This is a genomic window from Novosphingobium sp. FG90 (genome assembly GCF_057808725.1).
The window spans coordinates 15,754-35,184 of sequence record NZ_JBMDIO010000034.1; the positions used below are offsets into that span (position 1 = coordinate 15,754).

Consider the following 19,431-nt stretch of genomic DNA (forward strand, 5'->3'; position numbering starts at 1 on the left):
AGGCCCAGCGGGTCTACCCCGCCGAAGTTGATCTTGCTCCTGTCGACCGCGCGAGCCTCGCCAGCGGAGCGCGCGGTATCGAGGAGTTCGTTCAGATCCGTCATCGTCAGCAATCCCGATTGATGAGGATTCGGCCGCAGCAGGTGCTGAGACCCCGCAACCGCAGATCTTCCCCGGCCGCCAGAGGCAGGCGAATGTGGCACCGCGGGCAGGAGGGTCTGAAGGAGTCGAGTACCGTCAGTTTGGCGTATGACGAAGGATCACGCAGCGCCCGCTCTAGATTGGGCCAGTGCGGCGATGACCTCAGGCTATCGTAACCGACATGGGGGCCACGGCCATCGCCAGCGGCAAGATAGGCGTCGATCTGCTCACCCATGGTCCTTGCCGTCAGGACCTCGCCGAGGAAGCTGTCGAGGTCGACGCCCGATCCCAGCAAATCCATGAATGCCGGTATTACATCCGGAGTGACGGAAAGGCTTGCCGGGTCGATCCCGCGGCGCAGGAAATAGCGACGTGCCCGGATCGCATTGTCGTCCCGGCGATCAGCTGCGTGATGAAGGAGAATGGAGGCGATGGCGATGTCGCTTTCGGGTCCGTCAAGCGCAACGACGTGCGCAAGCACCTTGTCGAGCCAGAGTTGCACCTTGCCCGGCGCCGGCCTGATCCGGTCCGCCAGGAAATGCGATAGCGACAGAGCCATGAGCGCGTTGCGGCCCTCCGCCTCGGGCGCCAGCATGGCCGTCAGGAGCTCGTCGAAGAGTTGCAGCGACCGATGGTTCGCCGCCTCCTCCGATCGCGCCCGCTTTTCCCGGTCCTTCTCGTCCTCATCGTCGTCGTCATCGGTCTCGCCGCCGCCGCCCCAGGGTCCGCGCGACTGTCTGAAGACGGCACGGATGAGGGCCATGGAATGGCGCCAGGCGGACGTTGCTTCGCCGTCGCTCGCTCCAGAAAATGACTGTGCGCCAAGGCCAGCCGCCTTAAGGTCCGCGAGCGTTACCGCTCCTTCGCTCTCATTGGGTCCGCCGGTGCTTCCCCCGCCGCCAATGCCCAGCGATGCCGGCATGCGGCTCGGATCCTCACGAAACCATGCCAGGATGGCGGCAACGTCCGTCGGTGTCTCCGTGCCGGCGAGCATCGCCATGAGGCGGGGCGCGATCGAACCCGTGCGTCGGATCAGTTCGAGGGCAGCCGCGATCGACACGAAACCCTCCCAGCGTCTGCCGTCCTGCTCAAGCCCGAGGATCAGGCGACCATTCTCCCAGCTTTCGAACTCGATTCGCGGTGCATCGACCTCGAAATGGCCGTCGTCGGAAATCAACACCGAGCCCAACATGTGGGATCCCCTGGGCGTTCGCAGGACGGCGTTTGCGCTCCCGGAGAGTCTGGGCGCGAGCGTTCGGCCGGTTATCGTTTCGCCTTCGAGCGATGCGCCCAGGACCCCGACCGCGGATGCCACCGCGTCATTCTCGTCCTGCTCGTCGGCCGGCAGTCGTGCAGGGGCCGTCGCCGGCGCCGTCACCCAATAATTCTTGCTGCCTCGCTGAACGCGCAGCACACCGGCTTCGACGTTTCGGCCGAACAGTCCGGCATGCGTCACATTGGCGCTGCCGCTCAGAACGAGGCGGCCTTTGCGGCACACCAGTTCGATCGATTTGGCGTGAAGCGGCCTGTCATCCTGGCCGAACGCGTCGGCGGCATCGATAGCCTTCCACCTCTTGCCACCCTCGAAGGGCCAGGCGTTCGAACCCTGGCCGCGGACCGTGCCTGCGCGGTGGGCATGGAGATGCGCTTCATCGATCTCCAGCAGCGCCGCGAGCGCATTCAACCCCTCGGCGCGAAGATCGTAATAGGGCGAAACAGCTGTCATGCGCGTCACGCCGCCCAGATCTTCCGCATAGAGCGCCAGTTGTTCCGCAATAGGCGCGTCGAGGCTGTGGACCATGCGAACATTGCCCGGCCGCGGCTGTCCTTGCGCCGACCGGCGTAACGACGCAGCGATCGTCTCGCACGCCGGTCCCGCTGTCGTGATGATCTGAGCGGAAGCCGAAATCTGTCCGAAGAAGTCGGCCGCATCGTCGAAGGCGTCCGCAGCGAAACTAGGATGGAGATGCTCGACCAGCTCGAGATTGCCGCCCCAGCCCGCGAAGGTCAGATTTCCCGATCCGACGAGCAGATGAGCATCGTCCTCGCTGAAAAGTGCGCAGACCTTCGCGTGGAAAACGCCGTGATTGGTGCAGGCAACGGGTTCGATTTCATAGTCGCGGCCGACCCTGCGCGCCCCTTCCTCGCTCAAACCGGCACGCACGCCCTCAGGATCGGCCAGAACAAGAGCATTGCGCCCGCCGCCACGCAGCAAAGCGTCGAGAAGCACCGCCTCGAAGAAGGATAGCGAAAGCGCATAGGTTGTGAAGGCAGCGCGCTTCCACGGCGCGGCCGAGATCAGATCGAGCGGATTCACGTACACCCCCTGGACCAAGCCTAACCATCGACCAGTTCATCGACAGTAAAAATCGAAGCTTCCGCAGGTGAGCGACTGGCGGCTCCGGCCTATGCAAGTTCGGCCGAAGCAGATCGGGGAAAGGGAAGGGGGGACGGAGCTGGTGTTCGGGATGATCCGGACGCCAGATGGAGCTCCTTCCCATGACCGCTTCCGTAAAGCTCGCCAAACTCACCCTATCGCCCATCAACGTCCGCAAAAGGCCCGACGAACTGCTCGAAATCCCGCAAATGGCGGCCGATCTCGAAGCGCGCGGCGTTCTGCAGAACCTTCTCGTCACGCCAGTGAAGAAGCCGCGCGGCACCTTCGAGGTTTTCGACGGCGGTCGCCGCCTCCGCGGCCTGCGGATGCTCGCCGACCGCGGCGTCATTGACCCTGAAACCTACGACGTTCCCGTGAAGGTTCTGGTCGGCGACGAGGCGACCCTGTCGGAGACCTCGACCGCGGCGAACTTCCATCAGCTCAAGATGACCCCGGCCGAGGAATGCCGCGCGTTCCAGTATTTCATTGGACTGACGGGCGACATCGAGGGTGTCGCCAAGCGGTTCGGCCTCACCCGCCGCTTCGTCGAGGGCCGCCTGCGGCTGGCGACGCTCGCTGAGCCGATCTTCGAGGCGCTGAGCGAAGGCACCATCACGCTCGACGTCGCCAAGGCCTATGCGTCGACCGAGAACCAGGAGAAGCAGCTTCTCGTCTGGAACAGCTACGGCACCAGTTACTCCAACGCCGACACGATCCGCCGCGTGATCGCCAACGAGACCATGAACTCGACCGACCCCGTCGCCATCCTGGTCGGCGAGGATCGCTATGCGGAGGCTGGCGGCAAGGTCGACCGCGATCTCTTCAGCGACAGCGGCGACAAGTGGGTCAATCCCGAGATCGCGCAGCGGCTGGCCGCGGACATCATGGAAGCGGAAGCCAAGCGCGTCGGTGAGGAACTCGGCCTTGGCTGGATCCGGCCGATCGCGTCCAACTATACCCACAGCGCGGCTGCCGGCCTCTATCGCGTCATCCTGCCCCCGGCCGACCTGACCGAGGAACAGCAGGCCCGGATCGAGGCGATCTCGGCCCGGCAGGAAGTGATCTCCGTCGAGATGGACGATGATGCCATCGGCGAGGACGCCTACAAGGCGCTTGACCAGGAATATGACGCGCTCACCGAGGAGGAGCAGGCGATCCGCAACGTCGCGCCGGTGCTGCCGGACGAGCTGCGCCCGCTGGTCGGCGCCTTCCTCAAGCTCACTCCCAGGGGCGAAATGGTCCTCGACGCCGAATATTACAGCGAGGAGCCCGTCCGGATCGGCGGCACCGAGGAGGAAACCGGCGACACCGCGGTCAACGGGGCGCGCAGCCGGCCGAGCGGGGCAGGCAGGGAATCCGCGCCTCCGGCGTCGCGGCCCGAAGCGGTCGCGCCCGGCGGCAAGCCGCTCAGCGCGCGGCTCTACGACGAGCTTGCGATGCAGCGGCGCGACGTCCTGGCGGCGACCCTCCTCAGCCATCCGGCGCTCGCGCTCGACTATGCGCTGTTCGTGATGATCGACGACCGCATGAGCACCGAAAGCGCCTATGGCTCGACCATCCGCGCACGCTCGCCGCAGGACCCGGTCACCGGCGAGCAGCCCGCGACCCGTGCCCGCAGCTATCTCGCCGAAGCGCATGACGGGCTCGATGCCGATTGGACCGAATATCCCTCGCAGGTCGAGCGGTTCGAGGCGTTCCGCGCGCTCGACGACGACGGCAAGGCGGCCTGGCTAGGCTATATCGTCGCGATGTCGCTCGAGGCGCCCAATTCCCGCGCCGAACAGTCCCCGCTCCACAACCGTCTCGCGACGATCATGGAGATCGACGTCGCGAGCTGGTGGCGGCCGACCTCGGAGAACTTCTTCGACCGGGTCAGCAAGGGTTCGATCCTGACGCTGCTCGCCGATGTCGGCGGCGCCGCGCTCACCGCGCGTCACGCGACGATGAAGAAGTCGGAGATCTCGGAATCGTGCGCCAAGCTCTTCGCGGGCGAGGCGATCGTCGAGCCGGAGGTTCGCGACGCGGCGCTGGCCTGGGTGCCCAACGCCATGAAGTTCCTCGACCAGGTGCCCGCCGACGATCTCGATGTCGACGACAGCACCGAGGATCAGGGCGACGATCGGGAGACGGTCGCGGGGAACGACGCCGACGGCGAATCTCAGCTGGACGATCAGGACGCGCTCGCGGCCTGACGCCAGTCACCAACTGGAGTGCTCACCGCCGGCGCGCACCCCGCGCTGGCGGTTTCCTTCTCGTCCGCACCGGAGTTCCCACCATGTCAGCTTCACGACGCTCCAGCCGCGACGTCGCCGCGGAAATCACCGACCTCATCATTCGCAAGCTCGAGGAAGGCGTCCCGCCCTGGTCGAGACCCTGGCGGTGCAGCGGCGCCGGCGGGCGCCCGCTGCGGCATTGCGGCACGCCTTATACCGGCATCAATACGCTCTACCTGTGGGCGCTCGGCGACGCGATGGGCTACCGCTCGCGCTTCTGGATGACCTATCGCCAGGCCGAGGCGCTCGGGGCCAATGTACGGCGCGGCGAAACCGGCGCGATCTCGGTCTATTATTCCTCGTTCAAGAAGACCGAGGAGCATCCCGAAACCGGCAGGGAGGTCGAGAAGAACATCCGCTTCCTTCGCCACTACGTCGTCTTCAATGCCGATCAGATCGACGCGCTTCCGGCCTATTTCTATGCTCCGCAAGAGCCGGAGGTGCCGGTGGAGCCCTCGACGCACCAGGCCGCGATCGACGCCTTCTTCGACGCGATCCCCGCCGACGTCCGCCACGGCGGCAACCAGGCCTACTTCACACCGACATTCGATCACATCCAGATGCCCAGCCGCAGCTCGTTCCGCAGCATGGATCTGTACGCCTCGACGAGGTGCCATGAGACAGTCCACTGGTCGGGCCACCCCGACCGGCTCGCGCGCAAATTCGGCAAGCGCTTCGGCGATAAGGCCTATGCGTTCGAAGAGCTCGTCGCAGAAATCGGGGCCGGCCTTTGCTGCGCCGATCTCGGCCTGCCCAATCTGCTGCACGACAGCCATGCGAGCTATGTCGGGCACTGGCTCGGCATCCTGCGCGGCGACAAGACCGCCATCATCCACGCGGCTGCCAAAGCCGAGCAGGCCTTCGCCTATCTGAAGAGCTTCTCCGGTGCCGAGAGCGATGCCGCGCCCGCCGATCCGGCCGTGCCGGCGCTCGCCGCCTGAGCGCCGCCGAGGCTCCCGCTTCCCCAATTACCGACAAGCAAAGGAACACCATCATGGGATGGCTCTACATGCCGCGTGCGTCGCTCGGCGGCCACGCAACCGCCAAATCCTACCTCGACGCCCAGTGTACCTACGACCGCCCACAGGAGGATGGCGGCACGCAAGGACTCAAGGTGCTGGCCTCGGCCTGCCCCGGCAACCGGGTCTATTACGCCGCGGTGCAGGTCATGAAGAACGGCATCGGCGGCGAGGTTTTCGCCATCGTCTGCCTCGTGCGGTGGAACCCGCGCGACAAGGACGGAATGATCTTCGGGTATAAGGACATGACCGAAAATATGGGTCCATGCGAAGCCGAGTGCCCCGAGCGTATCCTCGATCTCCTGACCCCGACCGAGCATCGTCACGCAATCGATTGGCGCGAACGCTGCCGCGCCAATCTGGCCCTGCGCGGGCGCAAGCTCGCCCAAGGCGATCGCATCCGGCTCGACCAGCCGGTGACCTTCACCGACGGCCACGTCGCGCAGGAGTTCGTCGTCTGCAAGCGCAGCCGGAGCCTGATGCTCCGCGACCCGGACAATGGCTGCTTCTACCGGATCAGCCGGCTGATGGAGCGGGCCTGGTCGATCGTGCCCGTCACCAAAATCCACAAGACGGTGTTCGCCTGAACATCAATCCGTATATCCTCGTGATGAAGTGGATCATGTCATGACAATCGCCATCGAAAGGAACGCCCTGTCGCCCAAGCGCGGCCTGCTCTGCAGCCGCGAGAACGCGCTGCGCGTCGCGGGCCGGATTTTCGATCATTCCCAGGAGAGGGTCAGCATCCTGCGCACCGCGAACCCGCTGCAACCGTTCCGCGTGTCCACCGACCCGGCAACGCCGGGCCTGATCGTCCTCGAAATGGTCGCATGAAACGGCTTCCCGTCCTGGCTCTGCTGCTGGCGGCAGCCTGCACGCCCAGCGATGCGGCGGAGGACACGTCCTTCAGCGCCACCGCGCGCGCCCTCGATGGCGACACGGTCGCGACCGATTTCCGCCTGCTCGGGGTCGATGCCTTCGAACGGCACCAGATGTGCGAACGGGCCGGTGCCTGCTGGGAGTGTGGGAAAGCCGCCCAGGACCTCGCCGCGCGGACGTTGCGGGGCGGCGACGCGCAGATCCGTCTCTCGTCCCGATCGAGCTACGGCAGGCCGGTTGCCATGGTTTCCATCAATGGACGCGACCTCGGCGAAGTGATGATCTCGGCCGGACTCGCCATCCCGCAGCCGCAATATCTGAGGTCCGACGCCGCCCGCGCTTCGCGCTATGCGGCCGCCTTCAGCGAAGCGCAGCGGCGACACGCGGGCGCCCTTGCCGGAAACTGGCTGGAGCCAGCGCGGTGGCGGCGCGGTGAACGGCTGTCATGCGAGCGCTGATCGCCGGCAAGGCCCGGCCTTGCTCGGCGGAAGCGCACGCCGGGCATCCCCAACCAGGCAAAGGGTAGAGCAGGGGCCGGCGCGCCAAGCGCCTGACGCCCGCAGGCTTCAGGCACCCAGGCCGGGATCGGCCCACCAGGACTGGCCCTGCTGGAAATCCTCCGCCGTTGACACCACCGGGCCATCCGGCTCGTCCGCCACATAGGGCCGCACGAGCGGCCGGGCCTTGACCTTGCGGCGATGCATCTTGCCCGCGATCCGGCCGCGCGCCTCGAGCAGCTCCTCGAGCCACATCAGATCGTCGATCATCTCGACCACGCCGCGTCCGGCGAGGCAGAAATAGATGCAGCGCTGAAAGTCGTCGCCCGCCGGATTGCTGAGGATCGAGGCCAGCTTGCGCTTCCCGCCAAGCTCGCCCTCGTGGATCCAGGTCACCGCCTCGCGCAGTTCGCGGACCGAATAGAAGGCGTCCTCGACATGCATGCCGATGGCCGCGTTGGCGATCATCCGCCGGGTCGGGCGGTTCTGCTCGTCGAGCGCCGCATCGCGCAGCGTCACGTCCAGATCGAAATGCCCAAGAAAACGGGCTGCGGAATCGGTCATCGGAAATCTCCTTTTGCAAGGAACATAATATGAACATGGATCGGGTCAAGCCGCGCACGATAGCGGTGATGATCGGCTTACCCCACCTGTCCGACAGCAAATTGCTCGATCGCGCGCGCCAGTTGCAGCAGCCCGTGCTCATCTCGGCGAACGCCCTTTCGCGCTGGTCGCGGCGGCGCGGCTGGCGCGAATGGACGGGCTGGACGACTGGTCCGCTCGCCAATGCGGCCGGGCTCCACAGCCTCTGCCTCGACAGCGCCGGCTTCAGCGCGATGACCACCTACGGCGGCTATCCCTGGACCGTGGGCGACTATGTCCGCCTCGCCGCCGCCTACCCGTTTCGCTGGTGGGCGGCCCTCGACTATTGCGTCGAGCATGAGGTCGCCGGCGACCGCGACGAGATCCTCGACCGCATATCGCGCACCATCCGCGCCAATATCGAGTGCCGCTTGCGCGGTGAGGACCAAGACATCCTCGACAGCTTCATGCCGGTGATCCAGGGGCGGCTACCCGCCGACTATGAGCGCTGCGCCGATGCCCTGTCGGGCACGATCGAGCGCGCCGGGCTCGTCGGCGTTGGATCGATGTGCCGGCGTTCCATCCACGGCCCCGAAGGACTGATGGCCGTCGTCGACCATCTCGATCGGGTGCTTCCGCGGCGCATCCGGCTTCATCTGTTCGGCGTGAAAGGGGAGGCACTCCCCTATCTCGCGGCCTTCCGGCACCGCATCGCCTCGATCGACAGCCAGGCCTATGGTGTCGCAGCGAGGACCGCGGCCCGGCGCGATGGCTGCGTGAAGACCGACGCCATCGTCGCCGACCATATGGAACACTGGGTCCACGCCCAGCATGCGCGCCTGCGCCAGCCGCAGCGCCAGCTTCCCGTGCAGATTCCCCCAATCGCGCCCGCGCAGCCCGATGACCCCTGGGAGGCGGCGATCGCCGAGGCGCGCGAGCAAATGCGGGAACTCATCGAATGCGGCGATCTCGACCATGACGAGACGACCGCGCCCTGGATCGAGCAGTGGGCGGCCGACATCTATCGCGAGCGCATGACCGGCTGATCCCGGAACGGAATTGAAATATCTCGCGGACTAGTTAGATAACTAGTCAGAAAGGAATCGATATGCAGGCTTGGCCCGTTCAGGACGCAAAGGCGCGCTTCAGCGAAATGCTCGAGGCATGCACGACCCATGGACCCCAGATGGTCACCAAGCGCGGCGTCGAAGCGGCGGTGCTGGTACCAGCCGCCGAGTGGCATCGCCTTCAAAGCCGTGCTCGCCCGACACTCAAGGACCTACTTCTGGCGCCCCCCGGCCGAGGCGATCTCGTGATCCCGCCGCGGGGCCGGGGGAAGCACCGCGCGTCGCCCGCCCTCTGATGTTCCTCCTCGACACCAATATCGTTTCGGAGCTTCGCCGCGTCCGCCCCCATGGGGCCGTGCTCGCGTGGCTCGAAGCGCAGGACGACAGCACGCTCCATATCTCGGCCGTTACGCTCGGCGAGATACAAGCCGGCATCGAAATCACCCGCGGCCAGGACCCGGCCCGCGCCGATGAGATCGAAACCTGGGCCGATGCGCTCGCGGAGGCCTGGAATGTCCTTCCCATAGACGCCGCCATCTATCGCACCTGGGCAAAGCTCATGCATGGCAAGAGCGAGCATCTCTACGAGGACGCCCTGATCGCCGCGACCGCGCGTGTTCTCGGCCTAACGATTGCGACCCGCAATGTCGCCGATTTCGCGTCGTTCGATGTTCCGGTGATCAACCCGTTCGAGACGCCGACGCTATCCTGAATCCGACGTCGACCACCTCACCGCCAGAGAAGAGAGGGGGTGCGAGGGCAGCCCGACGGGAGCGAGAGCTCCTGCAGTTCGAGGAGCCCTCATGTCCCACCAGTTCATTGCCACCGAGCGGATTCCCGCTCGCTCGAATCGTGCGGAGGTCCGCAATCCGATCCTCACACTGCCGGCCGTCGCCAGGCTGCGGGCACTCGATCCGGAAACGCGGGGCATGCTGCGGGACCTGCTTCTCGAACTCCAGCAGGACGCGAGAGAGCGCGCCGAGGCGAGCTGGCGCAGCCGCAAGCCTCCGCTCGCCGCCTACTGGGCGGCCTGCGGCGTCTATGCCGGTCACATAGCCCGCGCCATCGGTCCGGGCGCCTGCCGCAAAATCCGATTGGTCAGGCGGGGATAACATTGCGATTGCCGACCTCAAGTCGCCTGCAGGCGGGCGTCCTTGTCGGACCCAATCCGGGGCGCTTCCGCAGGCCAGTCGCCCGTCGCGAGGACGGGTAGCTCCTCGAACCCCGCCAAGTCGATCGTCAGCGAGAGGCGTCGCGCAGCGAAGCAGACGACCTCGCAAGGCACCGCGCGCAGCGTCTCGTCGATACCGCCGATACCGCCCCGGGAAACGACCAGATAACTTATCCTCGCCGACGCGGACTCGAGGAGTGCTTCGACCGCGCGCCCGATGCGCTGTCCGTGGCAATCGTCCACCTCCATCCCGGCGAGTCCGGTCGCGGTGAACAGCTCATCGCTCGAGCATCGGCGGCTGGCCCTCTCGGCGGACTTGCCACCCTCTTCGTATCGGCGCTGCTCGCCCAGCCATCGCCATGCGCCGACCAGGTTGACCACGGTCAGGAAGCCGTTCGTCGCGAGCAGGTTGGTCTGCCCGGTCGATAGCCCCACGAGCGACCAGCAGATCGATCCTATCGTGAAGACCAGGAATCCCGACCCGGTGACCTTCGCGCCCAGATTGGCCGCGGTCATCATAGCGGCGATCATCGTCGCGATCGGGGCGATCCAGCCCGCGATATCGTCCATCCAGTTCCTCCGTCCGCCCCAGCTCTTCGCCGTGTCCGGCGGCAATACACCGTCGCTGCGCCGCTGTCGTCGTTCGGCAGGGCCAGCAGCGAGGTTCGAATCCATTCCGCCGGGGGGACGAGAGGGAAGGGGGGCCGGGGGCGCGAGCGGAAGAACCGCTCGAGATTCCCGGAGGACCCCATGACCTACGATGTGGCATTTCGCTACGGCCAGGCGCTCGACCCCAGCGCGCTGGTCACGATCGGCACCACGCTCCACGCTATCCAAGCAGCCATCACCGATTGCCGCAACGCCGGCATCGAGGTCGAAACCGACCCCGCCGTCATCCTGCTCGTGCGCCATCTCTCGCAGGTCTGCGCCGATCGGCCGGCCGATGCCGAGCTGCGCCGAGACTGCATGGCGCGGATCGCTGACCTCAGAAACCGGCCGATGCTCAAGACGCTCGCCCTGCGCGGCGTCGCCTATGACGAGACCGCCAAGAAGCTGTTCCATTCCGAGGGCCGCGCGGCCCTCCGCCGCCTCGCAGAAGCGCTGAGTCTCGATGAGGGCAGCTTCGACATCCGCTCCAACAAGGCGGGGCCGGCGGTGTCCGGCGAGATCACGCTCCACGCCGACATGCTCTGGGTCCAGTTCTCGCTCGGGCCGTTCGGGCCCGACCGCGAGGTCTGCTTTCGCAGGGTCCGCGACCGCCAGGATTATATCGGCGAACGCAACCATTGGGCATCCGTCCGCGAGCTCGTCGAGCCCGACCGGTTTGCCGCGCGTATCCGCCGCGACCTCAATCTCCCTGCCGCCGCGCCCGCCGCGCCGCGGCTGGTCGCCTGAGGGGGATGGAGCGATGCGCATATTGCTCACACGCACCCGGATCGGCGTCGAGGCGCCGAGCTATTCCTACCGGGTGCATATCCCCTTCACCGAGATCTCGCTCGAACGGCAGGGTCTGATCTCGATGCATTCGGACTACGGCCTGGGAGCCGGGCTGCTCGCCCGCCTGCCGGACGTCATCGCGCCGATGGCGCATCTCGAAGCCGCGCCGGGCCTCGACAAGCATCATTTCGGCAAGCGCGTCGATGCCGTCGCCGACCGGGTGGCCGCAATCCTGCTCGGCGCCGTCTTCCCCGAGATGGCCGAACGGACCCTGCCGTTCCGTCTCGATGTGCCATCGGCGCCGCCCAACGCACGGGCCTTCGGGGCAATCGAGAATCTCACGGGACGCTACGAGGCGCTCGCGCGCGGCCTCGACAGCCTGACCGCTTCGAGCCTCGGCTTTCGCGCGGAGGGCGACCGATGATCTCCGAGCCGTTCGATCCCGCCGACGCGGCCACCTGGATCGCCCGCGGCCGGAGGCCCGACCATGCGGCAATCCTCGCCGACGCCTGGCAACGATTCCCGGATCTCCCGAACGAGGCAGACCGAGAAGCGAGGGTCGCGCGGATGCGTGACCGGGCACTCGCGCTGCGCCCAGTCATGGAAGCGATGTCAAGAGCCAACGACGAGGAGCGGCAGGCGCGCAACTTCGGCTTCACCGAGGGCAAGGTCGGCCGCGGCGAAGGTGACGCCCGCGACGACGCCATCCTGCGCGGCCGCACGCTTCACGGCTATGACTGGGACCGGGCCGTGCGCTACGCCTCGGGCTGGTACGCAGCCCATGCCGGATGGGAACCGGAAGCCCGGCGGGCCGGCTCCCCGTCGCCTGCCTCGCTCGCCTACGACCAGGGCTTCGCCGACGGTGGCGGCGATCGTGACGACCTATTCGATACCGCGCGCCGCGCATTCGAAGCGGCACCATCGCCGGATGCGCGGCCGGCGGTGCAACGCGCTCGTCCCCTTCCAAGCACATGGCCCAAGCCGACCGACGAACCGCTGCCCGCCCGGTGGACGCGACGGCTCCTCATTCTCGGCGCGCCCGAGGCAGGATTGTTCGGTGAGAGAGCCAGCCCGCCATCGGATGCCGCCCTGCTTTTGCCGGCCTTGCGGGCCGCCGCCGGCCCGGATGAACTCACCGTCATCCTGGTCTCCGGCGCCGGCTTCCATAGGCTTGGCGAGGACATGACGGCGATCATCCCGTTGCACGGCGACGCCCTGCCAGCCGATCGGCGCGTTGGCGATCGGCTTCGCAGCCTCCTCGCGGGCCGCGATTTCGACGACATCCTCGTTGCCGCCCAGGGCGACTATCTGAGGCTCCTCGACCTTCACGCGCCGGCGCTGCCGCTCTGCCGGACCATGGAGCGCACCCGCAACACCGTCCTCCAGCAGCGCACGCATTTCCGCATCTGGCTCGAACGCGGGCTCATGGCCGGCGAAAGCCTCGGCGCCGGTCACATACGCTGGGGCAAGGCGGTGAAGGGCCTTACCGGCAAGCTCGGCGAGTTCACGGCTCGTTATGCCGGAAAGCAGCCCGGCCGCGGCCACCGCATCATCGTTGAGACGCCGGAAGGGCGGCTTGCCACGGGCTATGTGTCGGCCCGCGGCGAACCGCTGTCGCCTGAAACCATCATCGGCAACCGCGCTCATCTGCGCAAGACGATGGCCGCCCGCCTGCGCGCCTTCGGCGGGGCAACGCGGCTCACCGCCACTCCCGTGCCCGACCTCCTCGACCTTGCCGCTGCCTGATCCGGCGCGCGTGCAAGGGGAGGGGGTATCGGGGAGATGTGCCGGCCGATCGAGACGCCGGCGCTCCAGCTTCCTCCACCGATCGGAACCCCTGCATGTCTGAACTCTCCGTCTTCTCGGGCCTTCCCGCCACCGCCAATGCCGATCTCGTCCGGCAGATCGACCAGCTCACCGTCGCGCTCGGCGAGAGCGAATATCATGCAGCCACGATCCTCGCCTTCGATCCCGACGCCCATATCGCGGCAGGCCAGCTCGCCGGGCATGACGAGCCATATGACCGGCGTCTCGCGGGCGATGCGATGAGCCTCCGCTCATGGGCGATGCTCGCGCGGGCCTGCTGCGCGGACGGTGACCGTCTCGATGACGCGGCCTGCCTGGCGCGCTTCCTCGCCGCGCGGACGACCCCTGCTGAACCTGTCCTCGAGCATCGGATCGGGTCGCGGGTCCGCATCCGGCCGCGAACGTGCGTTGGCGGGGACCGCTATGCCGGCCGCGAGGGCGTGATCGTGAAGACTCATTTCGCCGGCTTCTACGTGAAGCTCGACATGTCGCGGCGCGAGCGAAGCCAGAAGACGGAGCTCGTCGAAACCGCCTATCTGGAGGTTCTGGCGCCGCCGCTCGCCGCGTGAATCCCCTCCAACCGATATAGAGGTTTTCATGACCGATGCTTCGGACTTCTATGCCGTGATCGAGCGCAACATCGCGCGCAGCGGCCAGCATATGTTCCTGGTCTTCGCCGATGGCGAGACACCCGCCTTTGCCTACAGCATCGGCAACGCCTTGCACGGCCTGCCGGAACTCCTGCTCGTCGGCAATTTCTCACCCCGGGTCGCGGGCTCGATCATCAACGACCTCGGCCGGAAAATGCGCGAGGCGCGCAGGCCGCTCGAAGGCGACATCGATGTCGGCGGCCAGTTCCCAGTTCGGGTCCGCCGCGCCTCCGCCAAGGCCCACCAGTGCTTCACACTCCAGGCAGGACGCTATCTCCGCCACGAGGAGTATGACGTCCTGCAGGTACTGCTGTGCGATGCGGCCGGGATCTATCCCGGCGAACCGGGCTGCGAGCCGGCCTACGACGTGCCGCTGGCCTGACGCTGCCGCAGCATTTCCCCAAACGTTCGGCCGAGGACCTTCGGGAATCCGTCGATGCAACCGCGAAGGAGCTTCGCCCATGAACCCCGCCCTCGCCAACGAACTGGCCGCCCGCGCCGCCGATGGCTGGCATCCCGTCACGCTCAACGAAATCAAAAGGCAGTTGCGCGGTCTCGGTTATGCGCTCGACCGCTCCCTGGACTGCCGCTCTACGGCCCAGATCATGACGGGTCCGCGTGCTGGCAAGACCTATCCCACGCTCTCGACCGGCATCAAGGAAGCCGACACCGGCCGCAGCGCGTTCCACGTCGAGGCCCGGCGCGACGCCAGGTTTCGGGCCATGCAGAACCTTCGCTTCGAGGTCGGCCTTTATGCCGTCCTGGGCGGAGCGATCATGGATCTCTGATCGCGCGGCGCCACTCTAAAATTGCCGGGACGACGTTCGCCGAGCGCTTCGGCCCCATTCTGTCCAACATCCCCAACGCCAGACCCAGGAGACCGATGATGTCGGAGCCCACCCATTTCGTTCACGTCTATGCGACCGTTCGCGTCAAGATGGCGGTCACGGCCACGAACCATGAAGACGCCATGCGCGCCGCCGACGAGGCGCTGTTCGCCAGGGGGTTCGGCGTGCGCCTGGTCCCGACCGCCGAAGGCGCGCTCGACGCCGATTATGCCGAGGAAGTGACCGGCTATCTCGTCGATGAGGCTGGCGACACCGAATATCTCCGCAGCGCGAACTACGGTCCGGACTATGCGCCCGACTGGGGTATGAGGCCGCGGGACAAGCCGGAGCGTCCGGCTGATTGATGAAGCCGCGACAATGACTTGAACGCCTGCAGCCACATGCGCAGGTTGCGGTCCAGCCGGCGACGGACGACGAGACAGAACAGGAAGGGTGATTGCCACATGGAGAATGACGAGAAGCCCCGCGGCCTCAATCGGCGGATCGCCCTCCTGATCGACGCCGACAATGTGTCCCATGCGAAGATCGCGGTGATGCTCGCGGAGCTATCCAAATATGGCACCGCGAATATTCGCCGCGCCTATGGCGATTGGGCCAAGCCCGCGCTCAAGGGATGGACCGACAAGCTCCATGACTTCGCGATTCGGCCGATCCAGCAATTCAGCTATTCCACCGGCAAGAATGCGACCGACATCGCGCTCGTCATCGACGCGATGGAACTGCTCTACACGCAGAAGCCCGACGCCTTCTGCATCGCATCGAGCGATGGCGATTTCACCCCGCTGGTCATGCAGCTGAAGGCCAATGGTCATGAAGTCTACGGATTCGGTGAGCGCAAGACCCCCGCGCCCTTCGTCAACGCCTGCACCACCTTCCTCTATCTCGACAGCCTCGAGGATCCGAGCCAGCCAGCGTCTCAGAGCGAGGCTCCCGAAGCACCCGCCGCGCCCAAGGCCAAGGCGAAGTCCAAGCCTTCAGCGGGCAAGGCCACCGAAAAGACCCTGGCACAGAACACCAAGCTCGTGACGATCCTGCGCGGTGCCGTCGAGGCATCCGCGCGCGAGGACGGCTGGGCGCTCATGTCGGCGGCGGGCAGCGCGGCGAAGCGGCAGGCGCCCATCGATCCCCGCAACTACGGCGTGAAGAACTTTACCGCGCTCTTCACGGGAACGGGCCTTTTCGAGATCCTCAAGGGCGAGAACGGCCAGAGCTATGTCGCCGACAAGCGCAACAAGGATCGAGCACCGCGGCCGGGCGGCTGACCTCCCCCGGGGGCGCCGCAATAGCGCGGCCAGGCGCCCGATGCGCAAAGGGAAGAGGGATCGAGTGGGCGATGGCCAGACAGGCCAGGCCCAGGAGATCCCATCATGGCTACAGTCCTATCGATCGACCCATCCGCCGACCAATGGTCCGTGCCGATCGGCAAGCACAGCCGCGGCGCGCTCATGCTCAACCTCGAGCGCCTGCTCGCCGGCCGGCTGCTCATCCAGGGCAGCAGCGGCGCCGGCAAGAGCCGGACCCTGCGCAAGATCATCGAGGAGGCGTTCGACTTCACGACCGTCGTGCTGGTTGATCCCGAAGGCGAATTCGGCAATCTCGCAGCCCATATCGGCGCGACCTCGCTCAAAGGCTGCGAACTCACCTCGGACGGCCTGACGGCAGCGGCCGCGCGCGCCCGCCAGCACCGGCTCTCGCTCCATGTCGATCTCACCGACCTTGATCCCGACCAGCGCATCATCAAGGCGGCGGCCCTGTTCGCCGGCCTGATCGGCGCGCCGCGCGAGCATTGGAGCCACACCGTCCTCGTCTGCATCGACGAGGGCCATCTGCTCGCGCCGCATCATGCGGGATCGGCCCGCGACGCGGAGACCCGCCGCCTCGGCGTCGCCACGCTCACCGACCTCTGCGCCCGTGGCCGCAAGCGCGGCATCGCACCGGTTATCGCCACCCAGCGCCTCGCCAAGCTCTCCTCCTCGGTGATCTCCGAGCTGCAGAACTTCCTCGTCGGCCTCAACGTCTTCGACCGCGACATTGCGCGCGCCGCCGATCTGCTCGGTTTCTCGGCGAAGGAGGCCGACCGCCTGCGCAAGCTCGCTCCCGGCGAATTCTTCGCCATGGGGCCGGCGATGTCGCCGCTCCCCGTTCTCGCCCATATGGAAGAGACGATCACCGAGCATCTCGGCGCGACGCCCAAGCTGACCGCGGCCGCTGCGATCGACAGCGACGAGGCCGAGAAGTTGCTCGATCTTTCCGCGCTGCGCGAGGTGTCGAACGGCTCGCGCGATACGGCGCTGACCCTCAAGGGCACGCGCGCGCTGGACGCCTTCCTGCTCGATCCGTCGGCGCCGCACGCGGCCTCGATCATCGGCGCGCTCAGGCGCATCGCCCCCAACGCGACCACGGCAAACGACCTCGCCGGCCACCTCGGCTGCCCACGCGATGCCGTCGACAATGCGCTCGACATGCTGGCGGCCATTGCAGCGGTCGACACCATGCCGCGAGGGGAGGACCGGATCGCCCGTCTGCATGCCCGGCTCAGGGCCAAGATCAGCGACATTCCCGTGGTGGCACTGGCATGACCCCGCTCGACCTGGACGCCAACGTCGTCGAGCTCGCGCCTGCGCCAGGCCCTTTCCCCCAGCCACCGCCGCTGCGCGAAATGGCCTATCGCGCGGACGCCTGGACGCCGGCCGAGAGTGAAAGGCTCCGAGCTCTCTTTCTCGAAGACATCTCGATTGGCGATATGGCGCTCACGCTCGGCAGGGGCAGGGGGGCGATATCCGAGCGGATCGCGCTGCTGGGGCTTCGTCGCAACTCGACGCGGTCGTGGACCGAATTCGACGATGCAGAGCTCACTCGCCGCTATGGCACCGAGCCGACCGCCACCATCGCCTCGGATCTCGCTCGCTCCTGCTCAGCGGTCTATGCCCGGGCCCGGCTTCTCGACCTGACCGAAGGCAATCCTCCCGAATGGACACCCTGGGAAGATGCCCAGCTCACCGAGGGGTATCGCCGCGGCGTTCCTCTCGCCCAGATCGCGACGCTGATCGGCCGGCCTTTCGGCGGGTTGTCCAGCCGCGCCGGCTATCTCGGCATCGTGCACGCAAACCATCCGCCCGACTGGACTGAGCAGGAGACGGCTCGCGCACTCGAGCTTGCGGAGGCGGGGCACCGCTACACGGCGATCGTCGCGATGCTTGTCGGGGAGGGCTTTCCGCATAGAACGATCAGAGGCTTCGGCCTTGCCATCCGCAAGCTCGGCTACGGCCGCGGATGGGGCCGGGCCTGGACACCCGAAGAGGACGCGTTCCTCGGCAAGGCCTATACCGAGGGGACAAGCCTGACCCCGCTGCGGCGCCAGCTCGGCCGCACCGCTGGCTCGCTGCGCCACCGCGCCGAATATCTCGGGCTGCGCGGCCTCCATGCCAACCGCAACGGATGGCGCATCGGTCCGGACTGGACCGAGGCCGAGGAAGCGCGACTGCGCGCAGACTATGGCCGTGTCGCGACCAAGACCCTCGCAGCGAGCATGGGCCGGACCAAGGCATCGATCACCACGCGTGCCAACGTCCTGGGCCTGGTCCACGGCTACATCCGCCCGTTCAGCGACGATGAGACCCGCGCCCTCGAAATCGCCTTCCGCACCGGGGTTTCGATCGCCGATCTGGCGCTCGCTCTCGACCGGAAGGCCATGTCGGTCAGCAAATACGCGACCAATCACGGCTACCAGTTCGGGCGGAGGCCCAGACGCGCCGTGACGCTCGAGGGTCTGCTCGCCGCCGCGTGAGCTCTCCGTCGATGCCGGCGGACCCTCCCACCCTTCAACCAGACACAGCAGGCGCGGTCGCCAGACGGCCGGCGCTCGGGGAACCCTCATGCCGCCCCAGGATCGACATATCAGGAACGTCCTCAAACTCTTCGACGCCCATGGCTATCGCCACGATCGCTACAGCCTCTTCTCCGATTGCATGGAGCTCTGCGCGATCAGCATCTCGAACAGCGTCGACAGCCGCTCGCGGACCGATCGGGAGGCGCGCTACCTCGAGATCGTGGGACGATATGACAGGCCGACCGTCGAGATGTTTCCGCAGGTCTTCGCCGAAATCACCTTGGCGCTGGAAGCCGCGCCGGGCGATGTCTTGGGCAGCATCTTCACCGCGCTCGAGATCCACAACAAGAACAGGGGCCAGTTCTTCACGCCCTATCCCGTATGCCAGATGATGGCGGAAATCACGCTCGGCAACGCCGATGACGCGCGGGCGCTGATCGCCGACAAGGGGTTCGTCAGCGCGATGGAGCCCGCCTGCGGTGCAGGGGCCATGGTCATCGCGCTCGCGCAGGCGATGCTCGCAGCCGACATCAATTACCAGCGCCATCTCCATGTGACCGCGGTCGATATCGACAGCCGAGCCGTCCACATGGCCTATATCCAGTTCTCGCTGCTCCATATCCCGGCCCATGTCATGGTCGGCAACTCCCTCAGCAACGAGGTTCGCGAGCACTGGTTCACTCCGGCCCATATCCTGGGAGGCTGGGGTGCGAAGCTTGCGGCCCAACCTCGCGCAGCCGAGCCGCCGGCACGCTCCCTACCGCAAACGACAGTTGCGCGCCCATCTCCTCGCATGCCAGCGCGTGAACCACAGCCCCGCGCGATCGGCGAGCAGTTGACCCTGTTCTGACTGGG

General features: G+C 66.7%; 23 protein-coding genes. 20 read left to right on the forward strand and 3 right to left on the reverse strand.

Annotated elements, in window-relative coordinates:
- Positions 1–106: 106 nt before the first annotated feature.
- Positions 107–2,458: a phospholipase D-like domain-containing protein gene (locus tag ACODRZ_RS21530; RefSeq protein WP_019054346.1), complete on the reverse strand. Its 2,352-nt coding sequence runs from the start codon at positions 2,456–2,458 to the stop codon at positions 107–109.
- A 182-nt stretch (positions 2,459–2,640) separates the two neighbouring features.
- Here ACODRZ_RS21530 and ACODRZ_RS21535 point away from each other — a divergent pair, with 182 nt between their 5' ends.
- The 5 genes from ACODRZ_RS21535 (at position 2,641) to ACODRZ_RS21555 (ending at position 7,147) form a co-directional block, all read left to right on the forward strand.
- The gene (locus tag ACODRZ_RS21535) at positions 2,641–4,710 is read left to right on the forward strand and encodes a ParB/RepB/Spo0J family partition protein (RefSeq protein WP_031308780.1); all 2,070 of its coding nucleotides are present in this window, start codon (positions 2,641–2,643) and stop codon (positions 4,708–4,710) included.
- An 83-nt stretch (positions 4,711–4,793) separates the two neighbouring features.
- Entirely contained in the window at positions 4,794–5,732 is a 939-nt protein-coding gene (locus ACODRZ_RS21540; protein WP_019054348.1) for an ArdC family protein, read from the forward strand.
- A gap of 53 nt (positions 5,733–5,785) precedes the next feature.
- Entirely contained in the window at positions 5,786–6,397 is a 612-nt protein-coding gene (locus tag ACODRZ_RS21545; RefSeq protein WP_019054349.1) for a DUF6927 domain-containing protein, read from the forward strand.
- Between the two features lie 40 nt (positions 6,398–6,437).
- Positions 6,438–6,644 carry a hypothetical protein gene (locus ACODRZ_RS21550; protein ID WP_019054350.1) on the forward strand — a complete coding sequence of 69 codons (207 nt, stop codon included), beginning with the start codon at positions 6,438–6,440 and terminating at the stop codon, positions 6,642–6,644.
- The gene (locus tag ACODRZ_RS21555) at positions 6,641–7,147 is read left to right on the forward strand and encodes a thermonuclease family protein (protein WP_019054351.1); all 507 of its coding nucleotides are present in this window, start codon (positions 6,641–6,643) and stop codon (positions 7,145–7,147) included. Before ACODRZ_RS21550 ends, ACODRZ_RS21555 begins: the two co-directional genes overlap by 4 nt.
- Positions 7,148–7,255: 108 nt before the next feature.
- Here ACODRZ_RS21555 and ACODRZ_RS21560 read toward each other — a convergent pair whose 3' ends face one another.
- Entirely contained in the window at positions 7,256–7,750 is a 495-nt protein-coding gene (locus ACODRZ_RS21560; RefSeq protein ID WP_019054352.1) for a hypothetical protein, read from the reverse strand.
- A 29-nt stretch (positions 7,751–7,779) separates the two neighbouring features.
- On the opposite strand from ACODRZ_RS21560, the gene ACODRZ_RS21565 reads away from it, so the two are divergent.
- The 4 genes from ACODRZ_RS21565 (at position 7,780) to ACODRZ_RS21580 (ending at position 9,947) form a co-directional block, all read left to right on the forward strand.
- Positions 7,780–8,814 (forward strand): deazapurine DNA modification protein DpdA family protein, encoded by a 1,035-nt coding sequence (locus ACODRZ_RS21565; protein WP_019054353.1) that lies wholly within the window; start codon positions 7,780–7,782, stop codon positions 8,812–8,814.
- Between the two features lie 62 nt (positions 8,815–8,876).
- On the forward strand, positions 8,877–9,131 hold the full coding sequence (locus tag ACODRZ_RS21570) for a type II toxin-antitoxin system Phd/YefM family antitoxin (protein WP_019054354.1): 255 nt from the start codon (positions 8,877–8,879) through the stop codon (positions 9,129–9,131).
- On the forward strand, positions 9,131–9,547 hold the full coding sequence (locus ACODRZ_RS21575; RefSeq protein WP_019054355.1) for a type II toxin-antitoxin system VapC family toxin: 417 nt from the start codon (positions 9,131–9,133) through the stop codon (positions 9,545–9,547). Before ACODRZ_RS21570 ends, ACODRZ_RS21575 begins: the two co-directional genes overlap by 1 nt.
- 91 nt (positions 9,548–9,638) lie before the next feature.
- A complete protein-coding gene (locus ACODRZ_RS21580) occupies positions 9,639–9,947 on the forward strand; it encodes a hypothetical protein (RefSeq protein WP_019054356.1) in 309 nt (102 codons plus the stop codon).
- Positions 9,948–9,964: 17 nt separating this feature from the next.
- Here the strand turns inward: ACODRZ_RS21580 and ACODRZ_RS21585 are convergent, their stop codons facing one another.
- Positions 9,965–10,576, reverse strand: coding sequence for a hypothetical protein (locus ACODRZ_RS21585; protein ID WP_052310930.1), 612 nt, complete (start codon positions 10,574–10,576; stop codon positions 9,965–9,967).
- A 180-nt stretch (positions 10,577–10,756) separates the two neighbouring features.
- Here ACODRZ_RS21585 and ACODRZ_RS21590 point away from each other — a divergent pair, with 180 nt between their 5' ends.
- From ACODRZ_RS21590 to ACODRZ_RS21640, 11 genes are all read left to right on the forward strand, one after another.
- On the forward strand, positions 10,757–11,401 hold the full coding sequence (locus tag ACODRZ_RS21590; RefSeq protein ID WP_019054358.1) for a hypothetical protein: 645 nt from the start codon (positions 10,757–10,759) through the stop codon (positions 11,399–11,401).
- Positions 11,402–11,414: 13 nt separating this feature from the next.
- Complete coding sequence (locus tag ACODRZ_RS21595) at positions 11,415–11,867, forward strand: hypothetical protein (protein ID WP_019054359.1); 453 nt, start codon at positions 11,415–11,417, stop codon at positions 11,865–11,867.
- The gene (locus ACODRZ_RS21600; protein WP_171132323.1) at positions 11,864–13,189 is read left to right on the forward strand and encodes a hypothetical protein; all 1,326 of its coding nucleotides are present in this window, start codon (positions 11,864–11,866) and stop codon (positions 13,187–13,189) included. The genes ACODRZ_RS21595 and ACODRZ_RS21600 overlap by 4 nt, the downstream gene beginning before the upstream one ends.
- 95 nt (positions 13,190–13,284) lie before the next feature.
- Complete coding sequence (locus ACODRZ_RS21605) at positions 13,285–13,818, forward strand: hypothetical protein (protein WP_019054409.1); 534 nt, start codon at positions 13,285–13,287, stop codon at positions 13,816–13,818.
- A 28-nt stretch (positions 13,819–13,846) separates the two neighbouring features.
- Positions 13,847–14,281: a DUF4262 domain-containing protein gene (locus ACODRZ_RS21610; protein WP_019054410.1), complete on the forward strand. Its 435-nt coding sequence runs from the start codon at positions 13,847–13,849 to the stop codon at positions 14,279–14,281.
- Positions 14,282–14,360: 79 nt separating this feature from the next.
- Positions 14,361–14,687 (forward strand): hypothetical protein, encoded by a 327-nt coding sequence (locus ACODRZ_RS21615; RefSeq protein WP_019054411.1) that lies wholly within the window; start codon positions 14,361–14,363, stop codon positions 14,685–14,687.
- Between the two features lie 95 nt (positions 14,688–14,782).
- Positions 14,783–15,091, forward strand: a complete 309-nt coding sequence (locus tag ACODRZ_RS21620; protein WP_019054412.1) for a hypothetical protein — start codon at positions 14,783–14,785, stop codon at positions 15,089–15,091.
- A gap of 99 nt (positions 15,092–15,190) precedes the next feature.
- Positions 15,191–16,009: an NYN domain-containing protein gene (locus tag ACODRZ_RS21625; RefSeq protein ID WP_019054413.1), complete on the forward strand. Its 819-nt coding sequence runs from the start codon at positions 15,191–15,193 to the stop codon at positions 16,007–16,009.
- Between the two features lie 105 nt (positions 16,010–16,114).
- Positions 16,115–17,326 (forward strand): helicase HerA domain-containing protein, encoded by a 1,212-nt coding sequence (locus tag ACODRZ_RS21630; protein WP_019054414.1) that lies wholly within the window; start codon positions 16,115–16,117, stop codon positions 17,324–17,326.
- Positions 17,323–18,534: a hypothetical protein gene (locus tag ACODRZ_RS21635; protein ID WP_019054415.1), complete on the forward strand. Its 1,212-nt coding sequence runs from the start codon at positions 17,323–17,325 to the stop codon at positions 18,532–18,534. The genes ACODRZ_RS21630 and ACODRZ_RS21635 overlap by 4 nt, the downstream gene beginning before the upstream one ends.
- An 88-nt stretch (positions 18,535–18,622) precedes the next feature.
- On the forward strand, positions 18,623–19,426 hold the full coding sequence (locus tag ACODRZ_RS21640) for an N-6 DNA methylase (RefSeq protein WP_026149969.1): 804 nt from the start codon (positions 18,623–18,625) through the stop codon (positions 19,424–19,426).
- The last annotated feature ends 5 nt before the right edge of the window (positions 19,427–19,431 follow it).

Excerpts from the sequence above, each read along its gene's own strand:
- ACODRZ_RS21535 (WP_031308780.1), top strand. The coding sequence starts at position 2,641 with ATGACCGCTTCCGTAAAGCTCGCCAAACTCACCCTATCGCCCATCAAC.
- ACODRZ_RS21595 (WP_019054359.1), top strand. The coding sequence starts at position 11,415 with ATGCGCATATTGCTCACACGCACCCGGATCGGCGTCGAGGCGCCGAGC.
- ACODRZ_RS21640 (WP_026149969.1), top strand. The coding sequence starts at position 18,623 with ATGCCGCCCCAGGATCGACATATCAGGAACGTCCTCAAACTCTTCGAC.
- ACODRZ_RS21580 (WP_019054356.1), top strand. The coding sequence starts at position 9,639 with ATGTCCCACCAGTTCATTGCCACCGAGCGGATTCCCGCTCGCTCGAAT.
- ACODRZ_RS21550 (WP_019054350.1), top strand. The coding sequence starts at position 6,438 with ATGACAATCGCCATCGAAAGGAACGCCCTGTCGCCCAAGCGCGGCCTG.
- ACODRZ_RS21615 (WP_019054411.1), top strand. The coding sequence starts at position 14,361 with ATGAACCCCGCCCTCGCCAACGAACTGGCCGCCCGCGCCGCCGATGGC.
- ACODRZ_RS21590 (WP_019054358.1), top strand. The coding sequence starts at position 10,757 with ATGACCTACGATGTGGCATTTCGCTACGGCCAGGCGCTCGACCCCAGC.
- ACODRZ_RS21635 (WP_019054415.1), top strand. The coding sequence starts at position 17,323 with ATGACCCCGCTCGACCTGGACGCCAACGTCGTCGAGCTCGCGCCTGCG.
- ACODRZ_RS21540 (WP_019054348.1), top strand. The coding sequence starts at position 4,794 with ATGTCAGCTTCACGACGCTCCAGCCGCGACGTCGCCGCGGAAATCACC.
- ACODRZ_RS21605 (WP_019054409.1), top strand. The coding sequence starts at position 13,285 with ATGTCTGAACTCTCCGTCTTCTCGGGCCTTCCCGCCACCGCCAATGCC.
- ACODRZ_RS21575 (WP_019054355.1), top strand. The coding sequence starts at position 9,131 with ATGTTCCTCCTCGACACCAATATCGTTTCGGAGCTTCGCCGCGTCCGC.
- ACODRZ_RS21570 (WP_019054354.1), top strand. The coding sequence starts at position 8,877 with ATGCAGGCTTGGCCCGTTCAGGACGCAAAGGCGCGCTTCAGCGAAATG.
- ACODRZ_RS21630 (WP_019054414.1), top strand. The coding sequence starts at position 16,115 with ATGGCTACAGTCCTATCGATCGACCCATCCGCCGACCAATGGTCCGTG.
- ACODRZ_RS21585 (WP_052310930.1), bottom strand. The coding sequence starts at position 10,576 with ATGGACGATATCGCGGGCTGGATCGCCCCGATCGCGACGATGATCGCC.
- ACODRZ_RS21545 (WP_019054349.1), top strand. The coding sequence starts at position 5,786 with ATGGGATGGCTCTACATGCCGCGTGCGTCGCTCGGCGGCCACGCAACC.
- ACODRZ_RS21560 (WP_019054352.1), bottom strand. The coding sequence starts at position 7,750 with ATGACCGATTCCGCAGCCCGTTTTCTTGGGCATTTCGATCTGGACGTG.
- ACODRZ_RS21600 (WP_171132323.1), top strand. The coding sequence starts at position 11,864 with ATGATCTCCGAGCCGTTCGATCCCGCCGACGCGGCCACCTGGATCGCC.
- ACODRZ_RS21565 (WP_019054353.1), top strand. The coding sequence starts at position 7,780 with ATGAACATGGATCGGGTCAAGCCGCGCACGATAGCGGTGATGATCGGC.
- ACODRZ_RS21620 (WP_019054412.1), top strand. The coding sequence starts at position 14,783 with ATGATGTCGGAGCCCACCCATTTCGTTCACGTCTATGCGACCGTTCGC.
- ACODRZ_RS21610 (WP_019054410.1), top strand. The coding sequence starts at position 13,847 with ATGACCGATGCTTCGGACTTCTATGCCGTGATCGAGCGCAACATCGCG.
- ACODRZ_RS21625 (WP_019054413.1), top strand. The coding sequence starts at position 15,191 with ATGGAGAATGACGAGAAGCCCCGCGGCCTCAATCGGCGGATCGCCCTC.
- ACODRZ_RS21555 (WP_019054351.1), top strand. The coding sequence starts at position 6,641 with ATGAAACGGCTTCCCGTCCTGGCTCTGCTGCTGGCGGCAGCCTGCACG.